The 23,390-nt window shown below is 61.6% G+C and carries 18 protein-coding genes and 2 pseudogenes; 12 read left to right on the forward strand and 8 right to left on the reverse strand.

Features of this window, described 5'->3' with window-relative positions:
* Positions 1-108: 108 nt before the first annotated feature.
* A complete protein-coding gene (locus tag HX868_RS06120; RefSeq protein ID WP_095014582.1) occupies positions 109-1,527 on the reverse strand; it encodes a short-chain fatty acid transporter in 1,419 nt (472 codons plus the stop codon).
* A 185-nt stretch (positions 1,528-1,712) separates the two neighbouring features.
* Here HX868_RS06120 and HX868_RS06125 point away from each other — a divergent pair, with 185 nt between their 5' ends.
* Positions 1,713-3,002 (forward strand): MFS transporter, encoded by a 1,290-nt coding sequence (locus HX868_RS06125; RefSeq protein ID WP_177002265.1) that lies wholly within the window; start codon positions 1,713-1,715, stop codon positions 3,000-3,002.
* 3 nt (positions 3,003-3,005) lie between these two features.
* Here HX868_RS06125 and HX868_RS06130 read toward each other — a convergent pair whose 3' ends face one another.
* Positions 3,006-4,376, reverse strand: coding sequence for a GntT/GntP/DsdX family permease (locus tag HX868_RS06130; RefSeq protein ID WP_095014586.1), 1,371 nt, complete (start codon positions 4,374-4,376; stop codon positions 3,006-3,008).
* A 292-nt stretch (positions 4,377-4,668) separates the two neighbouring features.
* On the opposite strand from HX868_RS06130, the gene HX868_RS06135 reads away from it, so the two are divergent.
* From HX868_RS06135 to HX868_RS06150, 4 genes are all read left to right on the forward strand, one after another.
* Positions 4,669-5,574, forward strand: a complete 906-nt coding sequence (locus HX868_RS06135; protein ID WP_177002266.1) for a cation diffusion facilitator family transporter — start codon at positions 4,669-4,671, stop codon at positions 5,572-5,574.
* A gap of 109 nt (positions 5,575-5,683) precedes the next feature.
* Positions 5,684-6,910 carry a TolC family protein gene (locus HX868_RS06140; RefSeq protein ID WP_177002267.1) on the forward strand — a complete coding sequence of 409 codons (1,227 nt, stop codon included), beginning with the start codon at positions 5,684-5,686 and terminating at the stop codon, positions 6,908-6,910.
* A gap of 18 nt (positions 6,911-6,928) precedes the next feature.
* On the forward strand, positions 6,929-8,032 hold the full coding sequence (locus HX868_RS06145; RefSeq protein ID WP_177002268.1) for an efflux RND transporter periplasmic adaptor subunit: 1,104 nt from the start codon (positions 6,929-6,931) through the stop codon (positions 8,030-8,032).
* Positions 8,033-8,050: 18 nt separating this feature from the next.
* Entirely contained in the window at positions 8,051-11,188 is a 3,138-nt protein-coding gene (locus tag HX868_RS06150; protein ID WP_177002269.1) for a CusA/CzcA family heavy metal efflux RND transporter, read from the forward strand.
* Here HX868_RS06150 and HX868_RS06155 read toward each other — a convergent pair.
* The 3 genes from HX868_RS06155 to HX868_RS06165 form a co-directional block, all read right to left on the reverse strand.
* The gene (locus HX868_RS06155; RefSeq protein ID WP_177002270.1) at positions 11,112-12,548 is read right to left on the reverse strand and encodes a heavy metal sensor histidine kinase; all 1,437 of its coding nucleotides are present in this window, start codon (positions 12,546-12,548) and stop codon (positions 11,112-11,114) included. The genes HX868_RS06150 and HX868_RS06155 overlap by 77 nt on opposite strands.
* On the reverse strand, positions 12,545-13,219 hold the full coding sequence (locus HX868_RS06160; protein ID WP_033898419.1) for a heavy metal response regulator transcription factor: 675 nt from the start codon (positions 13,217-13,219) through the stop codon (positions 12,545-12,547). Before HX868_RS06160 ends, HX868_RS06155 begins: the two co-directional genes overlap by 4 nt.
* Positions 13,220-13,564: 345 nt before the next feature.
* Entirely contained in the window at positions 13,565-14,884 is a 1,320-nt protein-coding gene (locus HX868_RS06165; protein WP_177002271.1) for an OprD family porin, read from the reverse strand.
* 225 nt (positions 14,885-15,109) lie between these two features.
* Here HX868_RS06165 and HX868_RS06170 point away from each other — a divergent pair, with 225 nt between their 5' ends.
* The 4 genes and pseudogenes from HX868_RS06170 to HX868_RS06180 all read left to right on the forward strand — a co-directional run bounded on the left by HX868_RS06170 (position 15,110) and on the right by HX868_RS06180 (position 17,497).
* The gene (locus HX868_RS06170; RefSeq protein WP_016974914.1) at positions 15,110-15,442 is read left to right on the forward strand and encodes a DUF2790 domain-containing protein; all 333 of its coding nucleotides are present in this window, start codon (positions 15,110-15,112) and stop codon (positions 15,440-15,442) included.
* A 196-nt stretch (positions 15,443-15,638) separates the two neighbouring features.
* Positions 15,639-16,325, forward strand: a pseudogene (locus HX868_RS31180) (PAS domain-containing protein); the annotation flags it as partial.
* 108 nt (positions 16,326-16,433) lie between these two features.
* Positions 16,434-16,865: pseudogene (locus HX868_RS31185) on the forward strand (methyl-accepting chemotaxis protein); the annotation flags it as partial.
* A 53-nt stretch (positions 16,866-16,918) separates the two neighbouring features.
* Complete coding sequence (locus HX868_RS06180) at positions 16,919-17,497, forward strand: flavin reductase family protein (protein ID WP_177002273.1); 579 nt, start codon at positions 16,919-16,921, stop codon at positions 17,495-17,497.
* 94 nt (positions 17,498-17,591) lie between these two features.
* Here HX868_RS06180 and HX868_RS06185 read toward each other — a convergent pair whose 3' ends face one another.
* On the reverse strand, positions 17,592-18,476 hold the full coding sequence (locus HX868_RS06185) for a LysR family transcriptional regulator (protein WP_177002274.1): 885 nt from the start codon (positions 18,474-18,476) through the stop codon (positions 17,592-17,594).
* A gap of 122 nt (positions 18,477-18,598) precedes the next feature.
* Here HX868_RS06185 and HX868_RS06190 point away from each other — a divergent pair, with 122 nt between their 5' ends.
* Positions 18,599-19,936: an MFS transporter gene (locus HX868_RS06190; protein WP_177002526.1), complete on the forward strand. Its 1,338-nt coding sequence runs from the start codon at positions 18,599-18,601 to the stop codon at positions 19,934-19,936.
* Here HX868_RS06190 and HX868_RS06195 read toward each other — a convergent pair.
* Positions 19,913-20,734 carry an AraC family transcriptional regulator gene (locus tag HX868_RS06195; RefSeq protein WP_177002275.1) on the reverse strand — a complete coding sequence of 274 codons (822 nt, stop codon included), beginning with the start codon at positions 20,732-20,734 and terminating at the stop codon, positions 19,913-19,915. The genes HX868_RS06190 and HX868_RS06195 overlap by 24 nt on opposite strands.
* 142 nt (positions 20,735-20,876) lie before the next feature.
* Here HX868_RS06195 and HX868_RS06200 point away from each other — a divergent pair, with 142 nt between their 5' ends.
* Both HX868_RS06200 and ddlA read left to right on the forward strand, forming a co-directional pair.
* Positions 20,877-21,515, forward strand: a complete 639-nt coding sequence (locus HX868_RS06200) for a LysE family transporter (RefSeq protein WP_177002276.1) — start codon at positions 20,877-20,879, stop codon at positions 21,513-21,515.
* A gap of 44 nt (positions 21,516-21,559) precedes the next feature.
* On the forward strand, positions 21,560-22,654 hold the full coding sequence (gene ddlA / locus HX868_RS06205; protein WP_177002277.1) for a D-alanine--D-alanine ligase: 1,095 nt from the start codon (positions 21,560-21,562) through the stop codon (positions 22,652-22,654).
* On the opposite strand, the gene pgeF is transcribed toward ddlA, so the two are convergent.
* Positions 22,644-23,369 carry a peptidoglycan editing factor PgeF gene (gene pgeF / locus HX868_RS06210; protein WP_177002278.1) on the reverse strand — a complete coding sequence of 242 codons (726 nt, stop codon included), beginning with the start codon at positions 23,367-23,369 and terminating at the stop codon, positions 22,644-22,646. The two genes, ddlA and pgeF, sit on opposite strands and share 11 nt — an antisense overlap.
* Positions 23,370-23,390: the final 21 nt, after the last annotated feature.

Raw genomic sequence — 23,390 nt, forward strand, 5'->3', positions numbered from 1 at the left:
AGGTGAGGAGGAAGCCGAGACAGGTTAATCAAAGGCATTGATGGGAGGAGTCAGGGGTTGTCGTCGTCTTGAGTAGGACAACCCCACGCGATTAATCGGAAGATGCGGTCAAGGCATGACCGGCGGCAAATACTTCAACGTCGTCCCCAACGCCCACAGCAAGAACAGCACCAGCGGTGTGTGCACCAGCAACTGCACGAACGAAAATCCAATCAAATCCCGCGCCTTCAACCCCAGCACGCCCAGCAACGGCAGCATATAGAACGGGTTGATCAGGTTCGGCAGCGCCTCGGCGGCGTTGTAGATCTGCACCGCCCAGCCCAGGTGGTATTGCAGGTCATTGGCCACTTGCATCACGTAGGGCGCTTCGATAATCCACTTGCCGCCGCCCGACGGAATGAAGAAACCGAGCACCGCCGAGTACACGCCCATCAGCAGCGCGTAGGTATCGTGGGAGGCGATGGACGTGAAGAAGGTCGAGATGTGGTGTGCCAGAGTCTGGCCGTCACCGCCTTTCACGACGGTCATCAGCGCGGCAATCGAACCGTACAGCGGGAACTGGATCAGCACGCCGGTGGTGGTCGGCACTGCACGGGCCACCGCATCGAGGAAGCTGCGCGGGCGCCAGTGCAGCAGGGCGCCGGCCATGATGAACAGGAAGTTGTAGGTGTTCAGCCCCGAGATCGCACTGATCGCCGGCTTGGTCGAAAACTCATGGAACAGCCAACCCGCCGCCAGCAATGCCAGCAGGATAGTCAGCAACGGGCTGTGCTCCAGCCACTCTCCTGGGCGAGTCGGTGCTTGTATCTTGGGCAAGTTGAACGCCGGGTCGACGCCACAGGCCTTGGCATCACGCGCGCTGTTCGGGCCGGGCGCGGTGGCGTAGGCGATGATCAGCGAGACCACGATCAATGCCAGCAGCAGCACGCCGGATTGCCACAGGAAAATAGTGTCGGTGAACGGGATCACGCCGGTGATCGACAGGATCGACGGCGGCAGGCTGGCCGGGTTGGCCTGCAACTGCGCGGCGGACGACGACAGCCCCAATGCCCACACGGCGCCCAGCCCCAGATACGCCGCCGCACCGGCTGCGCGGTAATCCATCTTCAAATCCGTACGACGCGCCAACGCCCGTACCAGCAAGCCGCCGAATACCAGGGACAGGCCCCAGTTCAGCAACGAGGCGACCATCGAGATCAACGCCACCCAGGCCACGGCCGAGCGGCCGTTCTTCGGGATACGCGCCAGGCGGTCGATCAGTTTCACGGCCGGTGGCGAACTCGCCACCACATAACCGCCGATCACCACAAAGGCCATCTGCATGGTGAAGGGGATCAGGCTCCAGAACCCGTCACCGAACGCTTTGGCGGCTTCGGTTGGCGCGGCGCCCATGCCCAGGGTCGCCACGGCGACGATGATCACGGCAAGTGCCGCAAACACCCAGGAGTCGGGAAACCAGCGTTCGGCGAAGTTGGAGCAACGCAGGGCAAATCGGGCATAGCGGCTTTCTTCGATAGCGTCGGCCACGAGTCTTTCCTCTTATAGTTATTAGGGTGCAGGCAATTTTCCGGCATGTTCCGCTACGGCCATTGATATGGGAATGCAGTTATCTTCATCGATCCATGAGGAAAACAAATATATCTGCCGCGATTGCCATCATTGGGCTCAGCTCATAACCTGCACGCCATTTTGTTTGTCTGCCGAGTCTCTACATGACCGCCACCTTTCCTGCGCAGGCGCAGCGCTTTTCCCGCTCCGACTACAAAACCCTGAGCCTGGCCGCCTTGGGCGGTGCCCTGGAAATCTACGACTTCATCATCTTCGTGTTTTTCGCGCTGACCTTGAGCCAACTGTTCTTCCCGCCCGAAATGCCCGAGTGGCTGCGCCTTCTGCAAAGCTTCGGCATTTTTGTGACCGGCTACCTGGCGCGCCCGCTGGGCGGCATCCTGATGGCGCACTTCGCCGATCATCTGGGGCGCAAGCGCGTGTTCAGCCTGAGCATCCTGATGATGGCGTTGCCCTGCCTGCTGATCGGGATCATGCCGACCTACGCGCAAATCGGCTATTTCGCACCGCTGATCCTGCTGGCGCTGCGCGTGCTGCAGGGTGCTGCGGTGGGCGGTGAAGTGCCCAGTGCCTGGACCTTCGTCGCCGAACACGCGCCGCCCCACCATCGTGGTTACGCGCTGGGCTTCCTGCAAGCCGGCCTGACCTTCGGCTATCTGCTCGGTGCACTGACGGCGACCCTGCTGGCGCAAGTCTTCACCCCGGCCGAAATACTCGACTATGCCTGGCGCTTTCCCTTCCTGCTCGGTGGCGTGTTCGGCGTGATCGGCGTGTGGCTGCGTCGCTGGCTCAGTGAAACCCCGGTGTTCCTCGAAATGCAGGCGCGCCGCCAGGCCGCCGCCGAACTGCCATTGCGCACCGTGTTGCGTGACCACCGCGCCGTGCTGCTGCCGGCAATGATCCTCACCTGCGTGCTCACCTCCGCCGTGGTGGTGCTGGTGGTCATCACCCCGACCATGATGCAGAAAACCTTCGGCATGAGCCCCAGCCACACCTTCGCCTTGAGCGCTCTGGGCATCGTGTTCCTCAATATCGGCTGTGTGCTGGCCGGCTTGCTGGTCGACCGCATCGGCGCCTGGCGCGCGGTGCTGGTCTACAGCCTGTTGCTGCCGGTGGGGATTGCGGTCCTGTACGCCAGCCTGATCAGCGGCGGCATCTGGCTGGGCGCGGCGTACGCCGTGGCGGGCTTGAGCTGTGGCGTGGTGGGCGCGGTGCCGTCGGTGATGGTCGGCCTGTTTCCGGCGCAGGTGCGGGTGTCGGGGATTTCCTTTACCTACAACATTGCCTACGCGCTGTGGGCGAGTACCACACCGTTGTTGCTGATTGCGCTGATGCCGACCAGCCCGTGGATTTGTGTGGGATATTGCGTGGTGATGGGGGCGGTGGGGGTGGTGAGTGTGGCGCTGTTTGGCAAGCGCCACACCTTGGCTGCCTAGACGTTAAGTCAAAAAGTGCCAGAGCAGCAGCGTACCGATCAAGCCGACGACTGAAACAATGGTCTGCAACACCGACCACACCCAGATCGTCTGCTTCAACTGCAAGCCGAAGTATTCACGCACCATCCAGAACCCGGCGTCGTTGACGTGGCAGAAGAACACCGAGCCGGCGCCGATCGCCAGGGCTACCAGTGAACTTTGCGTCGCCGCCAGCCCGGCCATCATCGGCGCGAGGATGCCTGCGGTCGTCGTGGTAGCCACCGTGGCCGAGCCGGTGGCTTGGCGCAGCGCAACCGCAATCAACCACGCGAGCAACAGATACGGCATGTGCGCGCCTTCGGCGACCTTGCTGATGGTCTGGCTCACGCCTGCGTCCAACAGCGTTTGCTTGAGGCCACCCCCTGCGCCAATGGTCAGCAGCAACACGGCGATGGGCGCGAGCGCCTTGCGCAGGGTGTTGCCGACCTCGGCGCGCGGCATGCCGGCGGCCCAGCCCAGGCAGATCACGGCGGCGATCACGGCCAGGCCGAGGGCGATCAGCGGTTCGCCGAGGAATTTCAGGGTCAGGCCGACAGTGCTTTCAGCCGGCAGTGCGACCTTGGCCAAGGTGCTGCCCAACATCAGAATCACCGGCAACAGAATGATCAGCAACGACACCGCAAAACTCGGCTGGCGCGGCGCCTTGGGCGGTGCGCTGAACAGTGCGCCGATGTCCGCCGGTTCATCCACATGCAGGCGCTTGGACAGCCAGTTGCCGTAGATCGGGCCGGCCAGGATCACTGCCGGCACCGCCAGGCAGAAGCCCAGCAACATGGTCAGGCCCAGGTCGGCGTGCAACGCGCCCACCGCAATCAATGGCCCCGGGTGCGGTGGCATCAGGGCGTGCAACGTGGTCATACCCGCGAGCGCCGGGATAGCGATTTTCAGCAATGGCTGGTTCGAACGCTTGGCCATCACAAAGATGATCGGCACCATCATCACCAGGCCCACTTCAAAGAACAGCGGCAAGCCAATCACCATGGCCACCAGCGCCATCACCCAGGGCAATGACTTGCCCTTGCCCAACCCGAGCAGGGTGGTGGCGATGCGGTCGGCTGCACCGGATTCCGCCATCAGCGCGCCGAGCATCGAGCCCAGGGCGATGATGATCCCGGCTTCACCGAGGATGGCTCCGGCACCTTTACTGAACGCCTTGGCCACTTCTTCAGGTGGCAGCCCGGCGCCGACACCGGCGATAAACGTGCCGATCAGGATCGAGAGGAACGGCGGTAATTTGGTCGCACTGATCAGCACGATGATGCTGGCGATGGCCAGCAGTACACAGAACATAAGGCGGGTGTCGTGAACCATCCACGCGGCAGTCGATAACTCCAAAACGGGACTCCTTATCGAACAGGTTGGGAAAATTGTTTCTTTTTGTTTCCTGTTCGAAAAGCATACCTGATAGAACCGTTGCAGAGCGCTCGTGTGCGATTTTGGTGCGCCAAAAATAACGGTGAACTGGCGTGCAGATGACAAATTTGCAAGGCATGCCAATGTTTTTGCGCCAGGGCTCTATCTTTGTAGGAGCCGGCTTGCCGGCGATGGGGTCCGTAAGATCGACGCCTAGGGTCAACATCACTATCGCCGGCAAGCCGGCTCCTACAACAGATCAGGAGCACTCCCCATGAGCGCAGGACACAACCACGCCCAAGTACGCGCCGGCCACGAACGCAAGCTATGGATCGCCCTGGGCCTGACCGGCAGCTTCATGATTGCCGAAGTGATCGGTGCCTTCGTCACCGGCAGCCTGGCGCTGTTATCCGATGCCGCGCACATGATGACCGACGCCCTGGCCCTGGCGATTTCCCTGGTGGCCATCCAGATTGCCAAGCGCCCGGCCGACCGCAAGCGCACCTTCGGCTATGCGCGGTTCGAGATCCTGGCCGCAGCGTTCAATGCGTTGCTGTTGTTCGCCGTGGCGTTCTACATCCTGTATGAGGCGTACCAACGGCTGCAGGCGCCCGCTGAAATCCAGTCCACCGGCATGCTGGTGATTGCGGTGCTGGGGCTGATCGTCAACCTGATCTCCATGCGCCTGCTCAGCGCGGCCAGCGGCGAGAGCCTCAACGTCAAGGGCGCTTACCTGGAAGTGTGGAGTGACATGCTCGGTTCCATCGGCGTGATCATCGCCGCGGTGTTGATCATGTTCACAGGCTGGGGATGGGTTGACTCCCTGGTGGCGGCAGCCATCGGTTTCTGGGTGTTGCCGCGCACCTGGACGCTGCTCAAGGAGAGCATGAACGTGCTGCTGCAAGGCGTGCCGGACGGCGTTGATATCGACCAGGTCGAGCAGGGCATTCGCAGCGTGCCAGGCGTCAAGGACGTGCATGACTTGCACATCTGGGCCCTGACCAGCGGCAAAAATGTGTTGAGTACTCACCTGGTCACCGACGCGGCCCAGGGCTCCGAGCAACAGATCCTCAGCCGAGTGACGGCATTACTGCATGAACAATTCGATATTTCCCACGCCACTATTCAGGTCGAGGGGGGAGGCTTCCAACATGACGAGCATGACGAAGTACATGCCTGATCCTGGCTAACGGATTTGTAATGTTCTGCCCACCGCCCTGATAAGTACCGAACGCTACATTGCCCCCGCTGGGACACCTCAGCGACTTCATGGGCGTGGAACTTTCGTTATGGCACTTTCGGTTAGAACACTGTTGGGGGCGGCGGCATTGTGGGCAGCCGCAGCCGCATGCGCCGCCCAGGCACAAACCCTCACCCTCGACACGGCCCTGCAAACCGCCTTCGCCAACAACCCGGACCTGGCGGCCGCGCAATGGGAGATCGACATTGCCCAGGGGGGGCGTCAGCAAGCGGGGTTGATCCCCAACCCGGTGGCCTCGTGGGATGTGGAGGACACCCGTCGCGACTCTCGCACCACCAGCATCAAGATCAGCCAGGCGCTGGAACTGGGCGGCAAACGGGGGGCGCGCATCGATGTGGCGTCCCGCGTCCAGGACGCCGCCGCGTTGACCTTGGAACAGCGTCGCAACACCCTGCGCGCCGAAGTCATCGACAACTACTACGGCGCTCTGCGCGCCCAGGAACGCCTCGACCTGGCGCAGCGTTCCATGGCCGTGGCCGAACGTGGCTTGGTCGTCGCCAACGGTCGGGTGACAGCAGGCAAAGCCTCGCCGGTGGAAGCCACAAGAGCCCAAGTGCAAGTATCGGAGATTCGCCTGGAACTTGACCGCGCGCAAATTGGCCTCACCGATGCCTACCGTCGCCTGGCCGCTAGCACGGGCAGCGCCGCACCGAACTTCCAGGCCGTCGCGACACAAAACCTGTCCGCGCCGACCGTGCCGTCAGCCACCCAGTTGCTGGCGCGCCTTGAGCAGACCGCCGAGTTGCGCCTGGCCGAACTGAACATCCTGCAAAACGAAGCCAGTGTCGTCCTGGAAAAGGCCCAGCGCATTCCTGACCTCGACGTGTCCATCGGCAGCCAGTACGACGCCAGCGTGCGCGAGCGGGTGAACCTGGTGGGCGTGTCGATGCCGATTCCGTTGTTCAACCGCAACCAGGGCAACGTACTCGCCGCCTCGCGCCGCGCCGACCAGGCCCGCGACCTGCGCAACGCCGCCGAACTGCGCTTGCGAACTGAAACCCGTCAGGCCTTGGACTTGTGGCAGTCCGCGAATACTGAGGTGCGCGCGTTCAACCAGCAGATCCTGCCGGCCGCGCAAAGCGCGGTGGACAGCGCCACCCGGGGCTTCGAGATGGGCAAGTTCAGTTTCCTCGACGTGCTGGATGCCCAGCGCACCCTGATCGCGGCGCGCACGCAGTACCTCACCGCCACCGCCCAGGCCACTGACGCCTGGGTGCGCATCGAACGGATTTACGGCGACCTCGCCCGCTTTTGATTTCCTTTGGAGTCCTCTATGAACAACAGACACGGCGTGGCAATCGCCGTCGCCTTGAGCCTGATGCTGTCCGGTTTTGCGAAGGCCGATGAAGAAGGCGAACTTGAACTCACCGAACAGCAGATCCAGGCCGCCGGCATTCAAATCGCCGAGGCTCAACCGCGATCGGTCAGCACCTTGCTGGTGCTGCCGGGCGAGGTGCGTTTCGACGAAGACCGTACCTCCCACATCGTCCCGCGCACGGCGGGCGTGGTGGAGTCGGTGAAGGTCAACCTCGGTCAATCGGTGAAGAAAGGTGAGCTGTTGGCAGTGATCTCCAGCCAGCAGATTTCCGATCAGCGCAGTGAGTTGGCGGCCAGCGAGCGACGGGTCGAGCTGGCGCGCACCACCTTCCAGCGCGAACGCCAATTGTGGCAGGACAAAATCTCCGCCGAGCAGGATTACCTGCTGGCGCGCCAAACCCTGCAAGAAGCCGAAATCGCCCTGAACAATGCGCGACAAAAGATGACCGCCCTCAGCGGCAGTGCTGTGCTGGTCGGTGGCAATCGCTATGAGCTGCGTGCGCCGTTCGCCGGCGTGGTGGTGGAAAAACACCTGGGTGTCGGTGAAGTCGTGAGTGAGACGACTAACGCCTTCATCCTCTCGGACCTGTCCCAGGTGTGGGTCACGTTCGGTGTGTTTCCCAAGGATTTGAACAAGGTCCGGGTCGGCAAACCGGTCAAGGTCAGCTCCACCGAAATGGGCACTGAAGTGCAGGGTACGGTGGCGTATGTCGGCAATTTGCTCGGTGAGCAAACCCGCACCGCGACGGTGCGCATCAGTGTGCCCAACCCTGACGACGCCTGGCGTCCTGGTCTGTTTGTCAGCGTGCAACTGGCCGCCGACACGTTCCAGGCCAAGGTCACTGTACCGCAGGAGGCGATCCAGACCGTCGAGGACAAGCCCTCGGTGTTCGTGCGCACCGAGCACGGTTTTATCACTCGTCATCTGGAGCTTGGCGCGAGTGAAAACGGCTACGTCGAAGTACGCCAGGGCCTCGACGCCGGCGCACAGGTGGCCACCGTTGGCAGCTTCATTCTCAAGTCCGAACTGGGCAAAGGCTCGGCCGAACACGCCCATTGATCCCGCGAGTGATTCCCCATGTTTGAGCGCCTTATCCAATTTGCCATCGAGCAGCGCATCATCGTGCTGCTGGCGGTGCTGTTGATGGCCGGTGTCGGCATCGCCAGCTATCAGAAGTTGCCCATCGACGCGGTGCCCGACATCACCAACGTGCAGGTGCAGATCAACTCGGCGGCGGCCGGGTATTCACCGTTGGAGACCGAGCAGCGCATCACGTTTCCCATCGAAACCGCCATGGCCGGCTTGCCCGGTTTGCAGCAGACGCGATCGCTGTCGCGTTCCGGCTTGTCCCAGGTGACGGTGATCTTCAAGGACGGCACTGACCTGTTCTTCGCCCGCCAATTGGTCAACGAGCGCCTGCAAGTGGCCCGCGAGCAATTACCCACGGGCATCGAGACGGCGATGGGGCCGATTTCCACGGGGCTTGGAGAAATTTTCCTATGGACCGTCGAAGCCAAGGATGGCGCGCTCAAGGACGACGGCACGCCTTACACCCCGACGGATTTGCGGGTTATCCAGGACTGGATCATCAAACCGCAACTGCGCAACGTGCCGGGCGTGGCCGAGATCAACACCATCGGCGGCTTCGCCAAGGAATACCAGATTGCGCCGGACCCCAAGCGCCTTGCCGCCTACAACCTGACCTTGAATGACTTGGTCACGGCGCTGGAACGCAATAACGCCAATGTCGGCGCCGGCTATATCGAGCGCAGCGGCGAGCAACTGTTGATCCGTGCACCGGGGCAATTGGCGTCCATCGATGACATTGCCAACATCGTCATCATCAGTTCGGACGGCACGCCAATTCGCGTGCGCAATGTGGCCCAGGTCGAGATCGGCCGAGAGCTGCGTACCGGCGCCGCCACCGAAAATGGCCGCGAAGTGGTGCTCGGCACGGTATTCATGTTGATCGGCGAAAACAGCCGCAGCGTGTCCCAGGCCGTGGCGAAAAAACTCGAAGAGATCAACCGTTCGCTGCCCGAAGGCGTGGTTGCCGTCACCGTCTACGACCGTACCAACCTGGTCGAAAAAGCCATCGCCACCGTGAAGAAGAATCTCTTCGAAGGTGCGCTGCTGGTGGTGGCAGTGCTGTTCCTCTTCCTCGGTAATATCCGCGCTGCGCTGATCACTGCGATGGTGATTCCCCTGGCGATGCTGTTCACCTTTACCGGGATGTTCACCAACAAAGTCAGCGCCAACCTGATGAGCCTCGGCGCGCTGGACTTCGGCATCATCGTCGACGGCGCGGTGGTGATCGTCGAGAACGCCATTCGCCGTTTGGCTCACGCACAGCAGCGTCACGGACGACTGTTGACGCGTAGCGAGCGCCTGCACGAAGTGTTTGCTGCCGCCAAGGAAGCAAGGCGAGCGCTGATTTTCGGGCAACTGATCATTATGGTGGTGTACCTGCCGATCTTCGCCCTCACCGGCGTGGCCGGGAAGATGTTCCACCCCATGGCGTTTACCGTGGTGATCGCCCTGTTGGGCGCGATGATTCTGTCGGTGACCTTTGTCCCGGCGGCGATTGCGCTGTTCGTCACCGGCAAGGTCAAGGAAGAAGAAAATATCGTCATGCGCAGCGCGCGTCGGGTCTATGCACCGGTGCTCGACTGGGTGATGGCGCGTCGGCCGCTGGTGTTTGGCTTGGCCGTGTTGACCATCGTCGCTTCAGGCGTTGTCGCCAGCCGTATGGGCAGCGAATTTATCCCCAGCCTCAGCGAAGGCGACTTTGCCCAGCAGGCCCTGCGCGTGCCTGGCACCAGCCTGACGCAATCGGTGCAGATGCAGCAGCAACTGGAAAAAACCTTGATGGCCCAGGTGCCGGAAATCGAGCGGGTATTCGCGCGCACCGGCACTGCGGAGATCGCTTCGGATCCGATGCCACCGAACATTTCCGACAGCTACGTGATGCTTAAACCCAGGGACCAATGGCCAGATCCCAAGAAGTCCCGCGAAACCCTGATCGCTGATATCCAGCGCGCCAGTGCGATTGTGCCGGGCAGTGCGTACGAGTTGTCGCAGCCGATCCAGTTGCGTTTCAACGAGTTGATTTCCGGCGTGCGCAGTGATGTGGCGGTGAAGGTGTTCGGCGATGACATGGACGTACTCAACAAGACCGCCGGGGAAATTGCCGAGACGCTGAAAAAGCTCAAGGGCGCCTCGGAAGTCAAGGTTGAGCAAACCGCCGGCCTGCCGGTGCTGACCATCAATATCGACCGCGACAAGGCCGCGCGATTTGGCCTGAATGTGGGCGATGTGCAGGACACCATTGCCGTCGCTGTCGGTGGGCGCCAGGCCGGTACGTTGTACGAAGGTGACCGGCGTTTTGACATGGTCGTGCGCTTGTCTGACGCACTGCGTACCGATATCGACGGGCTGTCGCGGCTGTTGATTCCGGTGCCGAGTAACGCGGCGGGCCAGTTGGGGTTCATCGCCTTGTCCCAGGTGGCGAGCCTGGACCTGGTGCTCGGCCCGAACCAGATCAGCCGTGAGAACGGCAAGCGCCTGGTGATCGTCAGCGCCAACGTACGTGGGCGGGATATCGGCTCGTTTGTGGAAGAGGCCGAGGCGGCGATTCTCGCCCAGGTGAAGGTGCCGGCGGGTTACTGGACCACCTGGGGCGGCCAGTTCGAACAGTTGAAGGAAGCGTCCGAGCGCTTGCGCATCGTGGTGCCGGTGGCGCTGCTGCTGGTGTTCGGGCTGTTGTTCATGATGTTCAACAACCTCAAGGATGGCCTGTTGGTGTTCACCGGCATTCCGTTCGCCTTGACCGGTGGGATCATGGCGCTGTGGCTGCGGGATATTCCGTTGTCGATCTCGGCGGGGGTGGGCTTTATTGCTTTGTCCGGCGTGGCGGTGTTGAACGGCCTGGTGATGATCGCGTTCATTCGCAATCTGCGCGAGGAAGGGCGTTCATTGTCGATGGCGATCAACGAGGGGGCGCTGACCCGGTTGCGCCCGGTGTTGATGACGGCGTTGGTGGCGTCTCTCGGGTTCATCCCCATGGCGCTCGCCACCGGCACCGGCGCTGAGGTGCAGCGGCCGCTGGCGACGGTGGTGATCGGCGGGATCATTTCCTCTACGTTGCTGACCCTGCTGGTGTTGCCGGCGCTGTATCAATGGGCGCATCGCAAGGAAGAGGAAACACCAGGCTGAACCGTGTAAACCGGCCCGGCTGGCTGCTGACGTCGGCGTGCCCCTGATGCAGGCGCATGATCGACTGCACAATCGCCAGCCCAAGGCCGGTGCCGCCTTCAGCGCGGGCGCGGCTGTTGTCGGCGCGGTAGAAGCGTTCGAACAGGTGGGGCAGGTGATGGGCTTCGATACCACGCCCCGGGTTGCCCACCGACAGCGAAACGCTCTGGTCATAGCTTTCCACCAGCAGCAAAACACTGGAAGCATCGGGGGTATGGCGAATGGCATTGGACAGCAGGTTGGAAATGGCGCGCTGGATCATCAGCCGATCCCCCGTCACCCAGGCGTCGCCGCGCAGGCTCAGGGTAATGTGTTTGTCCTCGGCGCTGAGGGCGAACAGCTCCATCACCCGCTGTGCTTCCTGTGCCAGTGACACCGGTGCAAACCCGGCACGCGCGGCGGGGTGGCTGACCTGGGCGAGGAACAGCATGTCCGAGACAATCCGCGACAGGCGCTCCATTTCCTCGGTGCAGGATTCCAGGCCGGCCTTGTATTCCTCCGAGGGTCGCTCGCGGGACAGGGTCACCTGGGCCTTGCCCATCAGGTTGGTCAGGGGCGCGCGCAGCTCGTGGGCCAGGTCATCGGAGAACTGCGACAGTTGCTGCACCCCGGCGTCGAGGCGATGCAGCATAACGTTGATGCCCTCGGCCAATTCGCCCAGCTCCTTGGGCAGGTTGTCCAGGGACAGGCGATGGGTCAGGTCCTGGGTTGTGACCTTGGCTGCCACGCGGCTGAACTGCTGCAACGGCGCGAGCCCGCGCTGCACCAGCCACCAGGCGCCCATGCCGATCAGGATCAGCAACATCGGCAGGGCGATCACCGTGGAGCGCAGGTAGGCACTGAGCAACGCCTCATCATCGGAACGGTCCAGCGACAGCAGCACGCGGACATACTCGCCACCTTGCAAGGGCATCAGTCGCGTCGCACTGAGGATGCGATTGCCCTGGCCGTCGACCCAGTTCAAATAGGCCAGGTTTTTGCCCGTGGGCACGTCGAGTAGCAGTGGCTGTTGGGGCTTGGCGCCGACGCTGAGCAGTACCGGTGCATCGGGCCGTGCACCTAGGATGGTCAGGTAGATGTTGTCGTGGCCCATCACCAGGTCCAGCAGTGAATGAGGACGGTTGGTGATGCGGTGTTCATCGAGGCCCTGGTTGAGGGTATGGGCCAGTTGCTCCATTTTGTTTTCCAGGCCCTTGCGTGCCAGTTTGTCCAGCTCGTGGGTCAGGGCCAGGTACGCCAGGCTTGCCAGCAGCACCACCAACCCGGCGCCCATCAGGCTGACTGTCAGCCCCAGGCGCATCGACAGGCTGCTGGTCTTCATGGGCGCGCCTCCAGCACATAGCCCACGCCGCGAATGGTATGGATCAACTTCACCTCGCTCTGGTCATCGACCTTGCCGCGCAGACGGCTGATGGAGACTTCCACCACATTGGTGTCGCAATCGAAGTTCATGTCCCAGACCAGCGAGATGATCTGCGTGCGGGTCATCACCTCACCGGCCTGGCGCATCAGTACGTGCAGCAGGGCGAATTCCTTGGTGGTCAGGTCAATCCGACGGTTGCCGCGATAGGCGCGGTGTCGGCGGGGGTCCAGTTCCAGGTCCGAGACGCGCAGCACATCCGGCAGCGGGATGTGCTCGCTGCGCCGCAACAAGGTGCGCACGCGGGCCAGCAGTTCGGGAAATTCGAAGGGCTTGACCAGGTAATCATCGGCGCCCATGTCCAGGCCCTTGATCTTGTCGGCCAGCCGGCCGCGCGCGGTGAGCATCATCACGCGCTGGTTACCGTCGCGGCGCAGTTGCTCCAGCACTTCCCAACCGTCGGTGTTGGGCAAGTTGACGTCGAGGATCACCAATTCATAGCTGTGTTGCCGGGCCAGGTGCAGGCCATCAACGCCGCTGGCGGCGCAATCGACCACATAACCGCTTTCGGTCAGGCCTTGCTGCAGGTAGTCGGCGGTTTTTTGTTCGTCCTCAACCACAAGGATACGCATGGGGGGTTACCTTCAAAGAATACGAAAAGGGGCATGGCCTCATGGAGAGGCTGAGTGATCTGTAGGAAAATTCTGAAGCGTGAAGTAGCTTTAGGGTCAAGCCAGCTCAGACAGGTGCGACGATTCGTCACTCAAGTCTGCACACAAAAAAAACGCCCCAACCGGGGCGTAAAAATTCATCTCTGTTCCAAAGGAGCTACACAAAAGCCGCAGAGATGAGGTGTGTTCGATGTGCAGTGTAAAAAGTGCAACTTAACGAGAAGGTGAGGCCGATATTACAGTTTTGACAGACTTCAACTTGTGAACAGATGTAGTGCATCGGCAAGTGAATGTAATGGGCCTCCCTTAAAGCACTGCAATGGGATACTCGACAATCAAGCGGACTTCTTCCAGGTCCGACTCAAATGCACTAGAGCGCACCGTCGCCTGGCGCAGTCGCAGCGATAAGTCCTTCAAACTGCCGCCTTGCACCACATACTTGGCCTCGATATCCCGTTCCCAGCGACGTTGGTCGGTGAGCGGGTTGCCGGACGCATCGCGACGCATGTACACCGCGTTGGCGTTGCTGTAGTCAGCGCCGGTGCCTTTGCCGTAGCGGGTCATGAACGACAGTCCGGGAATGCCGAACGCCTGCATGTCCAGGTCGTAGCGCACCATCCACGAACGCTCCTTGGGCGAGTTGAAGTCGCTGTACTGGATCGAGTTGTTGAGGAAGATCGAGTCCGACTGGCGCAGGTAATCGAAGTCGTCATCGCCGTTGTTGCGCTGGTGCGAGACGGCCAGGCTGTGGGCGCCGAGCTTGACTCCGAGCCTGGCACTCCAGATGTTGTTGTCGAATTCGCCCAGCAGCTTTTTACCTTCGTCCACGGCCTTGTAGTAGTTGAAGTCGCCGAACAGCGAGACGTCTTCGCCCAGCGGATAACTGCCCGCGGTGCCGAAGTAGTACTGGTCCCAGGCGTCTTTCAAGCGGCTGCTGTAGAGGCTGACGCTGAGATTTTTGTTCACGGTGTAGTCGCCGCCGAAATAGCCGATCCAGGGCGAGTCGACCGGGCCCGCGTAGAAGGTGGCAAAGCCCTTGTCCATGCCGCTTTGCGTCGGCTGGCTCATGCCGCTCAGGCGCCCGCCCTGCAAACTCAGGCCCTCAAGGCTGGTGTTTTGCGCGGTGACCCCACGAAAGCTTTCCGGCAAGACACGTGAATCACCGTACGCCACGACCGGCGTCAGCGGGAATACATCGCCGGCTTTGATCACGGTGTCCAGTACGCGTAGTTTCGCGGCGCCGCCAAATTTACTGTAGTTGTCTTCCGGGTGGTTGTTGCTGTCCACCGGCAGCACGCCGAACGAGCCTTTGCCACCGCTGCGACCGGTGCCCGAATCCAGCTTCACGCCGACCATGGCGAATGCGTCCAGGCCGAACCCCACGGTGCCCTGGGTAAAACCGGATTCGAATCGGCCAATCAATCCCTGCGCCCAGGCTTCTGAATAGCCGTTGCCGGTGGGGCTGGACTGGCCCTTGCGATCATCGCGATTGAAGTAAAAATTACGTGCCAGCACGTTAACGCTGCTGCCTTCGATAAAGCCCTCGGGCGGCTCCTGCGCAGCCACGGCGGTCAAGGGCAAGGCGGCGCACAGTGAAAGGGGAAGGCTGTAGTGACGGATACGCATGGTTCGCTCCTGGGTACTGGCAGTGTTCAGCTTCTTATGGGAGTGGGCGTTCTTATTGATCTGGCCCGGGCTGATAGTTGCAAACCGTGGATAACGAAGAAGTGGCGTGAACATTACAATTCTGGAAACTCACGGTTATCTAACAAATAAGTAATGTTCTGGTGAAGATTGCGTCAGGGTCCGTTGGTTAGTCTCGGTACTGAACTTTCAATCGAGGAACTAACCATGAATCTTTATAAAATCGCGTTGGGCGTGTTAACGGCAGTTTTGTCTTTTGGTGTATTGGCCGAGGGCGGGGGTGATCGTACGTTCGCACTGATGATGGAACGCAATGAGAAAGCCATGGCCGACTATGCCGCCAAAAAGGGCAAGCCCGCGCCTGAGGTCCAGGTGTATCGCTATGGCCTGGAGCTGGACATTGCCAAGGTGGTCAACGTCACGCCACCGATCCGCTCGTGCAACCCGGTGCCGTCGCGCATGACCTATGAAGACTCCAGCGGCAAGCTCAATACCCTTGAGTATCAAGTGATGGGCGTGTGCCGAAACAATGGCAGCTGATGGATCCAAAAATATAGTTGGGAATGGGGCTAAAGCCCTCTTCAGAAAACGCCGGCAACGCCGATGCAGGTCAGATCCATCTCCCTCATTTGATCATCGGTGCCCCATGTTCAACACCCGTTTGAAGCAGGAGCTGTCGGCTCTTCGCGAAGAATTGTCCAGCTTGAATCAGGTCAAGGAGAGCCTGGAAAGTGAAATGCTGTGCCTGACGCTGGACGCCGAAGGCCGGGTGGAATGGGCCAATGCCAACTTCCTGCAGGAACTGGTCTACCAGAGTGGCCAACTGATCGGACGGCCGATCGAAGATCTGGTGCCGGCCCACGTGCGCAAGGATGAGTTCCAGCTGCGCTTCAAGAACGCTCTGGTGCGCGGCGAACATTTCGCCGGCACCGTGCGCCTGGTGCGCGGCAATGGCCAGGAAGTGTGGTTGCGCTCGATTGTGCAGCCAGTGCGCAGTTCCGATGGGCGCATCAAGCATTTCTCGATTTATTCCAGTGACCTCACACGCACCATTGAAGCTTCCCGCGAGCATGAAAACCTGATCACCGCGCTGGTACGTTCCACCGCGGTGATCGAGTTCGACCTCGGTGGCCACGTGCTCACCGCGAACGACCGTTTCCTCGGCGGCATGGGTTACAGCCTGGCGCAGATCCAGGGCAAACATCACCGCATGTTCTGCGAGCCGGAGGAATACAACAGCACCGAGTACCAGGATTTCTGGAAGCGCTTGAACGCCGGTGAATTTGTTGCGGCGCGCTTCAAGCGAGTGGACAGCCACGGCCGTGTAGTGTGGCTGGAGGCGACGTACAACCCGGTGATGGATGCGACGGACCGGCTGTATAAAGTGGTCAAGTTCGCCACGGTGATCACCGACCAGGTCAACCAGGAACAGGCGGTGGCCGAGGCGGCAAACATTGCCTACAGCACGTCGCTGCAAACCGATAACAGCGCCCAGCGTGGGACCACCGTGGTGACCCAAGCGGTGGATGTGATGCGCGACCTGGCCAAGCACATGCAACAGGCTGGCGAGGGCATCGAGGCGCTGAACGCTCAATCCCAGGTGATCGGGACAATCGTCAAGACCATCAGCGGCATTGCCGAGCAGACCAACTTGCTGGCGCTCAACGCGGCCATTGAGGCGGCGCGAGCAGGCGAGCAGGGGCGTGGTTTTGCGGTGGTGGCCGATGAAGTGCGGCAGCTGGCCTCGCGTACCAGCAAGGCGACTGAGGAGATTGTCGGCGTGGTGCGTCAGAACCAGGACATGGCGCGCGATGCTGTGAGCCTGATGACTGAGGGTCGCCTGCAAGCCGAGCAAGGCCTGGCCCTGGCGGCCGAGGCGGGCACGGTGATCGTGGAGATCCAGGACGGCGCGCAAAAGGTGGTCAGTGCGGTAGGACAGTTCGCCAACCAACTGTCGAGTTGAGCCTGAGGCTTCAGGTATCGTAGGCGCTTTCTTGCATGAAGAGCCGACCGTCCATGAGCCCTACCCACCGTCGCCCCGTTCCGCTGTCCAAGGCCTACCGTTTGCTCAACCATGGCCCGACCGTGCTGGTGAGCGCCGCGCACAATGGCCAGCGCAATATCATGGCCGCTGCCTGGGCCATGCCGCTGGATTTTGAACCACCGAAGGTCGCTGTGGTGCTGGACAAGTCCACTTGGACCCGTCAACTGCTCGAAAGCGCCGGCACCTTTGTACTGCAGGTGCCTTGCGCGGCCCAGGCCGATCTTGTGCAAACCGTGGGTAACACGACCGGCGCCGACACGGACAAATTTGCCGCCTACGGCTTGCAGACGTTCAAGGGTGAACACACCGAAGCGCCGTTGCTGGAAGGTTGCGTGGCCTGGCTGGAGTGCCGCCTGTTGCCCGAGCCCCATAACCAGCAGACCTACGATCTGTTCCTGGGTGAAGTGGTGGCGGCCTATGCCGACGAGCGCGTATTCAGCGACGGCCGCTGGCACTTCGAAGGCCATGATGAACTGCGCACCTTGCACCATGTGGCGGGCGGCAACTTCCTGACCATCGGCCAGCCGATCACCGGCAAGACCCTTGCCTGACGCCCCCTGTAGGAGCCGGCTTGCCGGCGATAACCGTATTCAGGAGTACGTCTACTCCACAGGCCGCATCGCCGGCAAGCCGGCTCCTACAGGGTTACCATTTTGCCTGGCTGAGGGCTTCGGCAAACGCCATCAGCTTCGGTGAGTACTGCCGGGACGGCGGGTAGACCAACGAGATCGCCCGACTGCGCCCGGCGACGTGTTCCAGTACCGGAACCAGGCGCCCGGCCGCGAGGTCTTCGCGCACGGCAAAATCCATCACCTGGGCAATGCCAAAACCGCCCACGGCGCCGTCAACCAGGGCATCGCCGATGTCAAAGATCAGCCGCCCTTCGACGCTTACATCCTGCACCTTGCCGTCGATCATGAACTGCCAGTCCACCAGGCGGCCGCTGCGCAAGTTACGTACGGTGAGGCAGTTGTGGTGCTTGAGGTCATCGACGCAGTGCGGTGTGCCGAAACGTGCGAGATAACCGGGTGCGGCGACCGTGACCCAACGCAGTGGCGGCAGGGTGCGGGCGATCAGGCGTTGGTCCTGGATCTCGCCGGTACGCAGCAACGCATCGAAGCCTTCATCGACGATATCCACCAGGCGGTCGGTCATCACCGCCTCGATACGCAACTCGGGGTAACGCAAGGTCAATTTGCCGATCACTGGCATCACCACTTTGCGCCCGAACAGTGACGGCGTGCTGATCTTCAACAGACCGGACGGGTTGCTGCGCCGGTCGAGCAGCAGTTTTTCGGCTTCGGCCAACTCCGCCAGCAACGGTGCACTGCGCTCGTACAACATCTGCCCATCGGGGGTGAGGCTGACGCTGCGTGTGTTGCGTTGCAACAGGCGAACCCCCAACTCGCTTTCCAGGCGCGAAATGGCGCGGGACAGACCGGACTGGGTCAGCCCAAGGTCACCGGCGGCACGGGTGAAACTGCGGGTTTCAGCCACGCGGACCAGCAGGCGAACAGCGTTCAGATCCATGATTAAAGTCATTACTGAAAGAGTGATAGCGCTATTTATCATCGATCAGGCATGAAAGAAACTGATGCTCTCTTATTTTCGGACAGGACGCTGTGATGTCTCCTTCTCGACCCTCAGGCTGGATGTTGACGTTGCTGGCCACCGCGCAACTGATCATCGCGCTGGACGCCACCATCGTGTTTGTTGCCCTGCCGCAGATCGGCATGCACCTGGATTTTTCCGCCCAACAACTGCAGTGGGTGGTCAGTGCCTACAGCGTGACATTTGGCGGGTTCCTGCTGCTGGGTGGCAGGGCCACCGATTTGCTGGGCAAACGGCGTTTGTACCGGGTGGGGCAGTCGCTCTACGCCCTGGCCTCCCTGGCGGCGGTGCTGGGTGGCAGCGCGATATTGCTGGTACTGGCGCGGGCGGTGCAGGGCGTGGGCGGCGCGATGCTGTTCCCGGCCACGCTCGCGCTGATCAACACTCACTACGCCGAAGGGCCGGCGCGCAACCGTGCGTTTGCCGTGTGGAGTGCGGCGTCGGCGGCGGGGCTGGCGTTGGGCGCGTTGCTGGGCGGCGTGTTGACCCAGGTATGGGGTTGGGAAGCGGTATTTCTGGTGAACGTGCCTCTGGCGGGCGGCTGTGCGTGGGTGGCGCGGTACTGGATCCCCGCTGATGGTGAGCGTGCGCGTGGACGCAACTTCGATATCAGCGGCGCGTTGACCGTGACCGTCGGCGGCACGTTACTGGTGTTTGCCCTGGTACAAGGCCCGGAATGGGGCTGGACGGCCCCGTCCACCCTCGGTTGCCTGGCCTTGGCATTGGCACTGCTCGGGCTGTTCGCCTGGATCGAGCACCGAGGCCGCGACCCGCTGATGCCGCTGCGCCTGTTTGCCTACCGTGAGCTGCGTATGGCCATGGTGCTGACAGCGGTGTTCATGAGCAGCTTTGGCGTGCAGTACTACTTCCTCGCGCTGTATTACCAACAAGTTTACGGCTACAGCGTATTGCAGTCGGGGTTGGCGTTCTTGCCGGCGACCTTGGTGTGCACGTTCGGCATCTGGCTGGCGGAGCGCTCGCTGGTGCGGCTGGGGTTGCGCAACACCCTCGTCATCGGGCAACTGGCTGGCGCGCTGGGCATTGCGCTGGTGGTATGGGCATTGCCGACCGGCGTGGGGTTCTGGTCGTTGCTGCCGGGTATTTTCATCTTGAGCATCGGCCAGGGTATGACCTGGACCGCGATGTGGGTGGCGGCGGGCCTGGGTATCCGGCCGGGAGAGCAAGGCGTGGCGGCGGGGATGGCGTCCACCAGTCAGCAGATCGGCGGGGCGTTGGGATTGGCGGTGCTGGTGTCGGTGGCGAGTGCCGGTGGGATCGAGCAGGCGTTATGGTGGAGCGCGGCGATCGCCCTGGCAGGCGCGATACTGGCGCTGCGTCTCAAGCAACCGGCCGGGTTACCTGCCCTGGAAACGGTCTGACATTTTTACCCAGCGCGACGGTGGCATGCCGTACGTGCTACGAAATTGCCGGGTCATATGGCTCTGGTCGGTAAACCCTGCGGTCATCGCCGCGTCGACCAGCGATTGGCCCTGGGCCAACAGGCTGCGCACCAGATCCAATCGCCGCATGGTCAGGTAGCGGTAGGGGCTGGTGCCGAACAGCAAGCGAAAATCCCGCGACAAGGCCCAGCGGTCGCGTCCGGCATGGTCGGCCATTTCATCCAGGGTGATGCTGCGGCCCAAGGCGCTGTGGATAAATTCCCGTGCACGCTCGGCGGCTACATAGTCGAAGGTCTTGCGGCTGACGATCCCGCCCGAGACGTTGCTCAAGGCGTGGGCCAGGTCAAACAGGGCGTCCTGTTCCTGCAACGGGTCGATGGGGTTATCCAGGTTCTGCAGCAGCACTTCGCTGGCGCGGAATAGCCGTGGGTCGGTGGATAGGCCGTTGGGGATAAACGGCAACGGCTTGCCGCCGAGAATCTGCTGGATCAGCGCCGGCTCGACGTAAATCATCCGGTACTTGAAGCCTTCATCGCTGCCGGCGTGACCGTCGTGGGTCTCATCGGGATGCAGCACCATGGTGGTGCCCGGCAGGCTGTGGACCATGTCTCCACGATAGTGAAAGCTTTGCACGCCGGTCAACGTACGCCCGATGGCGTAGGTGTCATGGCGATGCGGGTCGAAGGCGAAGCCGGCAAAGTACGCCTCGATACGGTCCAGGCCACTGGCATGTGGCGCGCGGTGCAGCCAGTCGAGGGTGGCGGTGGGTTTGCCCATGGTGGCGTGTCACAAAGAAAGATAGATAAGTACGTTAACCCAGTCTGGCTCGGGTTGTCTGCCGGGGTCTTGTACGATTGTGCAGGGCGTGGGTGAGGCCTATGATCGCCGTTCGTGCCTTGCGCTGATGGAGCTGCCTCCCATGGATTTTTTCAACCCCGCCTACCTGGCGCCCCTGGTTTCGCTGGCCCTGCTATGGACGGTGGCAGTGGTGACGCCCGGTCCCAACTTTTTCAACACGGCGCAATTGGCCGCCAGCTGTTCGCGCCGCCATGGCGTGGTGGCGTCGGCGGGTGTCGCCACAGGCACCATCATGTGGGGGCTGGCGGGTGGCCTGGGCATCAAGTCGCTGTTTACTGCCGCACCGATGCTGTATTTGGCGTTCAAGATCATTGGCGGGTGCTACCTGATCTACCTCGGGCTGAAACTCTTCAAGCGCTCAACGCCGAACATGAGTCAGAACCTGCTGCCGGACGAGGCACGGCGTTCGCTGTTTTCCGCATGGCGCCTGGGGTTGCTGGGTAACTTGTCCAACCCCAAGGCGGCGCTGTTTGTGGCCACCATCTTCGCGTCCACCATGCCACCGTCTCCCTCGCCGATGCTGCTGACCCTGGCGGTCATCACCATGGCCACTTTGTCGTTCAGCTGGTATTCCTGCGTGGCCCTGGTGTTTTCCAGTGAACGTATGGCCAATCTCTACAGCCGCTCGCGCAAGTGGCTCGACCGCTTTGCCGGGGGCTGCTACGTGCTGTTCGGTGCACATCTGGTAGCGAATCGCTGACCGCCCGTGGTAAGAAGCCTTACTTTCAACAGTGAGGCCGGGTCATGAGCAAGGTGCGGGTAGGTATTATTTTTGGTGGCCGGTCGGCTGAGCATGAAGTCTCGTTGCAGTCGGCGCGCAACATTGTGGACGCGCTGGACCGCTCCCGTTTCGAGCCGGTGTTGATCGGTATCGACAAGGCTGGCCACTGGCACCTCAACGACACATCGAACTTCCTGCTCAACCAGGAAAACCCGGCCCTGATCGCCCTCAACCAGTCCAACCGCGAGCTGGCGGTGGTGCCCGGCAAGGCCAACCAGCAACTGGTGGAGACCTCGGGCACAGGCCTGCTGGAACATGTCGATGTGATTTTCCCCATTGTCCACGGCACCCTCGGCGAAGACGGTTGCCTGCAAGGCCTGTTGCGCATGGCGGACCTGCCTTTCGTCGGTTCCGACGTACTCGGCTCGGCGGTGTGCATGGACAAGGACATCAGCAAGCGCCTGCTGCGTGACGCTGGTATCGCCGTTACCCCGTTCATCACCCTGACCCGCAGCAACGCGGCGCGTACTTCGTTTGCAACTGCGGTGACCAAGCTCGGCCTGCCGATGTTCGTCAAACCCGCCAACCAAGGTTCGTCCGTGGGCGTGAGTAAAGTCTGCGACGAAGCCGAGTATTACGCAGCCGTCGAACTGGCACTGGGTTTTGATGAAAAGGTGTTGGTTGAATCCGCCGTAAAAGGCCGTGAAATCGAATGCGCCGTGCTGGGCAACGAAAACCCCATCGCCAGCGGTTGTGGCGAAATCGTGGTGAGCAGCGGTTTCTATTCCTACGACAGCAAATACATCGACGACCAGGCGGCCCAGGTGGTGGTGCCGGCCGACATCAGCCAGGAAGCCAGCGAGCGTATTCGCGGGCTGGCCATCGAGGCGTTCGAGGTGCTGGGCTGTTCTGGTCTGGCACGGGTCGACGTGTTCCTCACCGACGACGGTGAAGTACTGATCAACGAAATCAACTCACTGCCCGGCTTCACCCGCATCAGCATGTACCCCAAGTTGTGGCAGGCGGCGGGGATGAGCTACAGCGAACTGGTGAGCCGGCTGATCGAGCTGGCGTTGGAGCGGCACGCGGGGCGCAAGGGGTTGAAGATCAGTCGGTGATGCGAGCAATCCACGAATAAATCAGTGTCTTCACTTCCTCCGGATGATGCGTCCTTCGGCGGTAGCTGGCAAAGGTGGGGGAGGTGCAGTAAGTGCACACCTCACTCACCTCGATCTGCTCCCGCCGGATGCCGGCGGCTTGCAGCAACATCACCCCATATCCACTCAAATCAAACCACGCACTTCCCTCTTGCCGGGCGTGGGGTGGTGCGATCTCAGGCGGCAGCAACGGCGCTGGTTGCGCGGTGCTCCACGGCGCCTGCCCGTTTGACCATACGTGCCCTTGGTCAGCTTGAAACTGCGCGACAAACCCTTCGCTTACCTCATAGCAGCACGGTTTGATCGACGGCCCGATCGCCACCCGCAACTGGTCGACCGCAATCCCTTCATCGGTAAAGCGCTTGATGGCATTGGCGATGATCCCGCTTTGCAGCCCCTTCCATCCTCCATGCACCGCAGCGACCTTTTCGCCGCCCTGCGAGGCAATGAGAAGGGGCAGGCAGTCGGCGGTAATCACCGCAATGGGATGATGCTCACCCGTGCACACCCCGTCCGCTTCAACGGTATTGGGCACCTGGTCGGCTTGCCACTCGATCACCGAAGGGCTATGCACCTGCTTGCAGATGAACACCTCTGCCGGGCGCAGCGGATCATTGATCGAACAAAAGCCGTGGTCGACGCCGGGAATGGCGCCGAGATTATCTGCCTGCTGCACGAACGCGTTCTCCGTTGAGTG

Origin of the sequence: Pseudomonas reactans, assembly GCF_013385825.1 — a bacterium.
GTDB classification, from domain to species: Bacteria; Pseudomonadota; Gammaproteobacteria; order Pseudomonadales; family Pseudomonadaceae; genus Aquipseudomonas; species Aquipseudomonas reactans.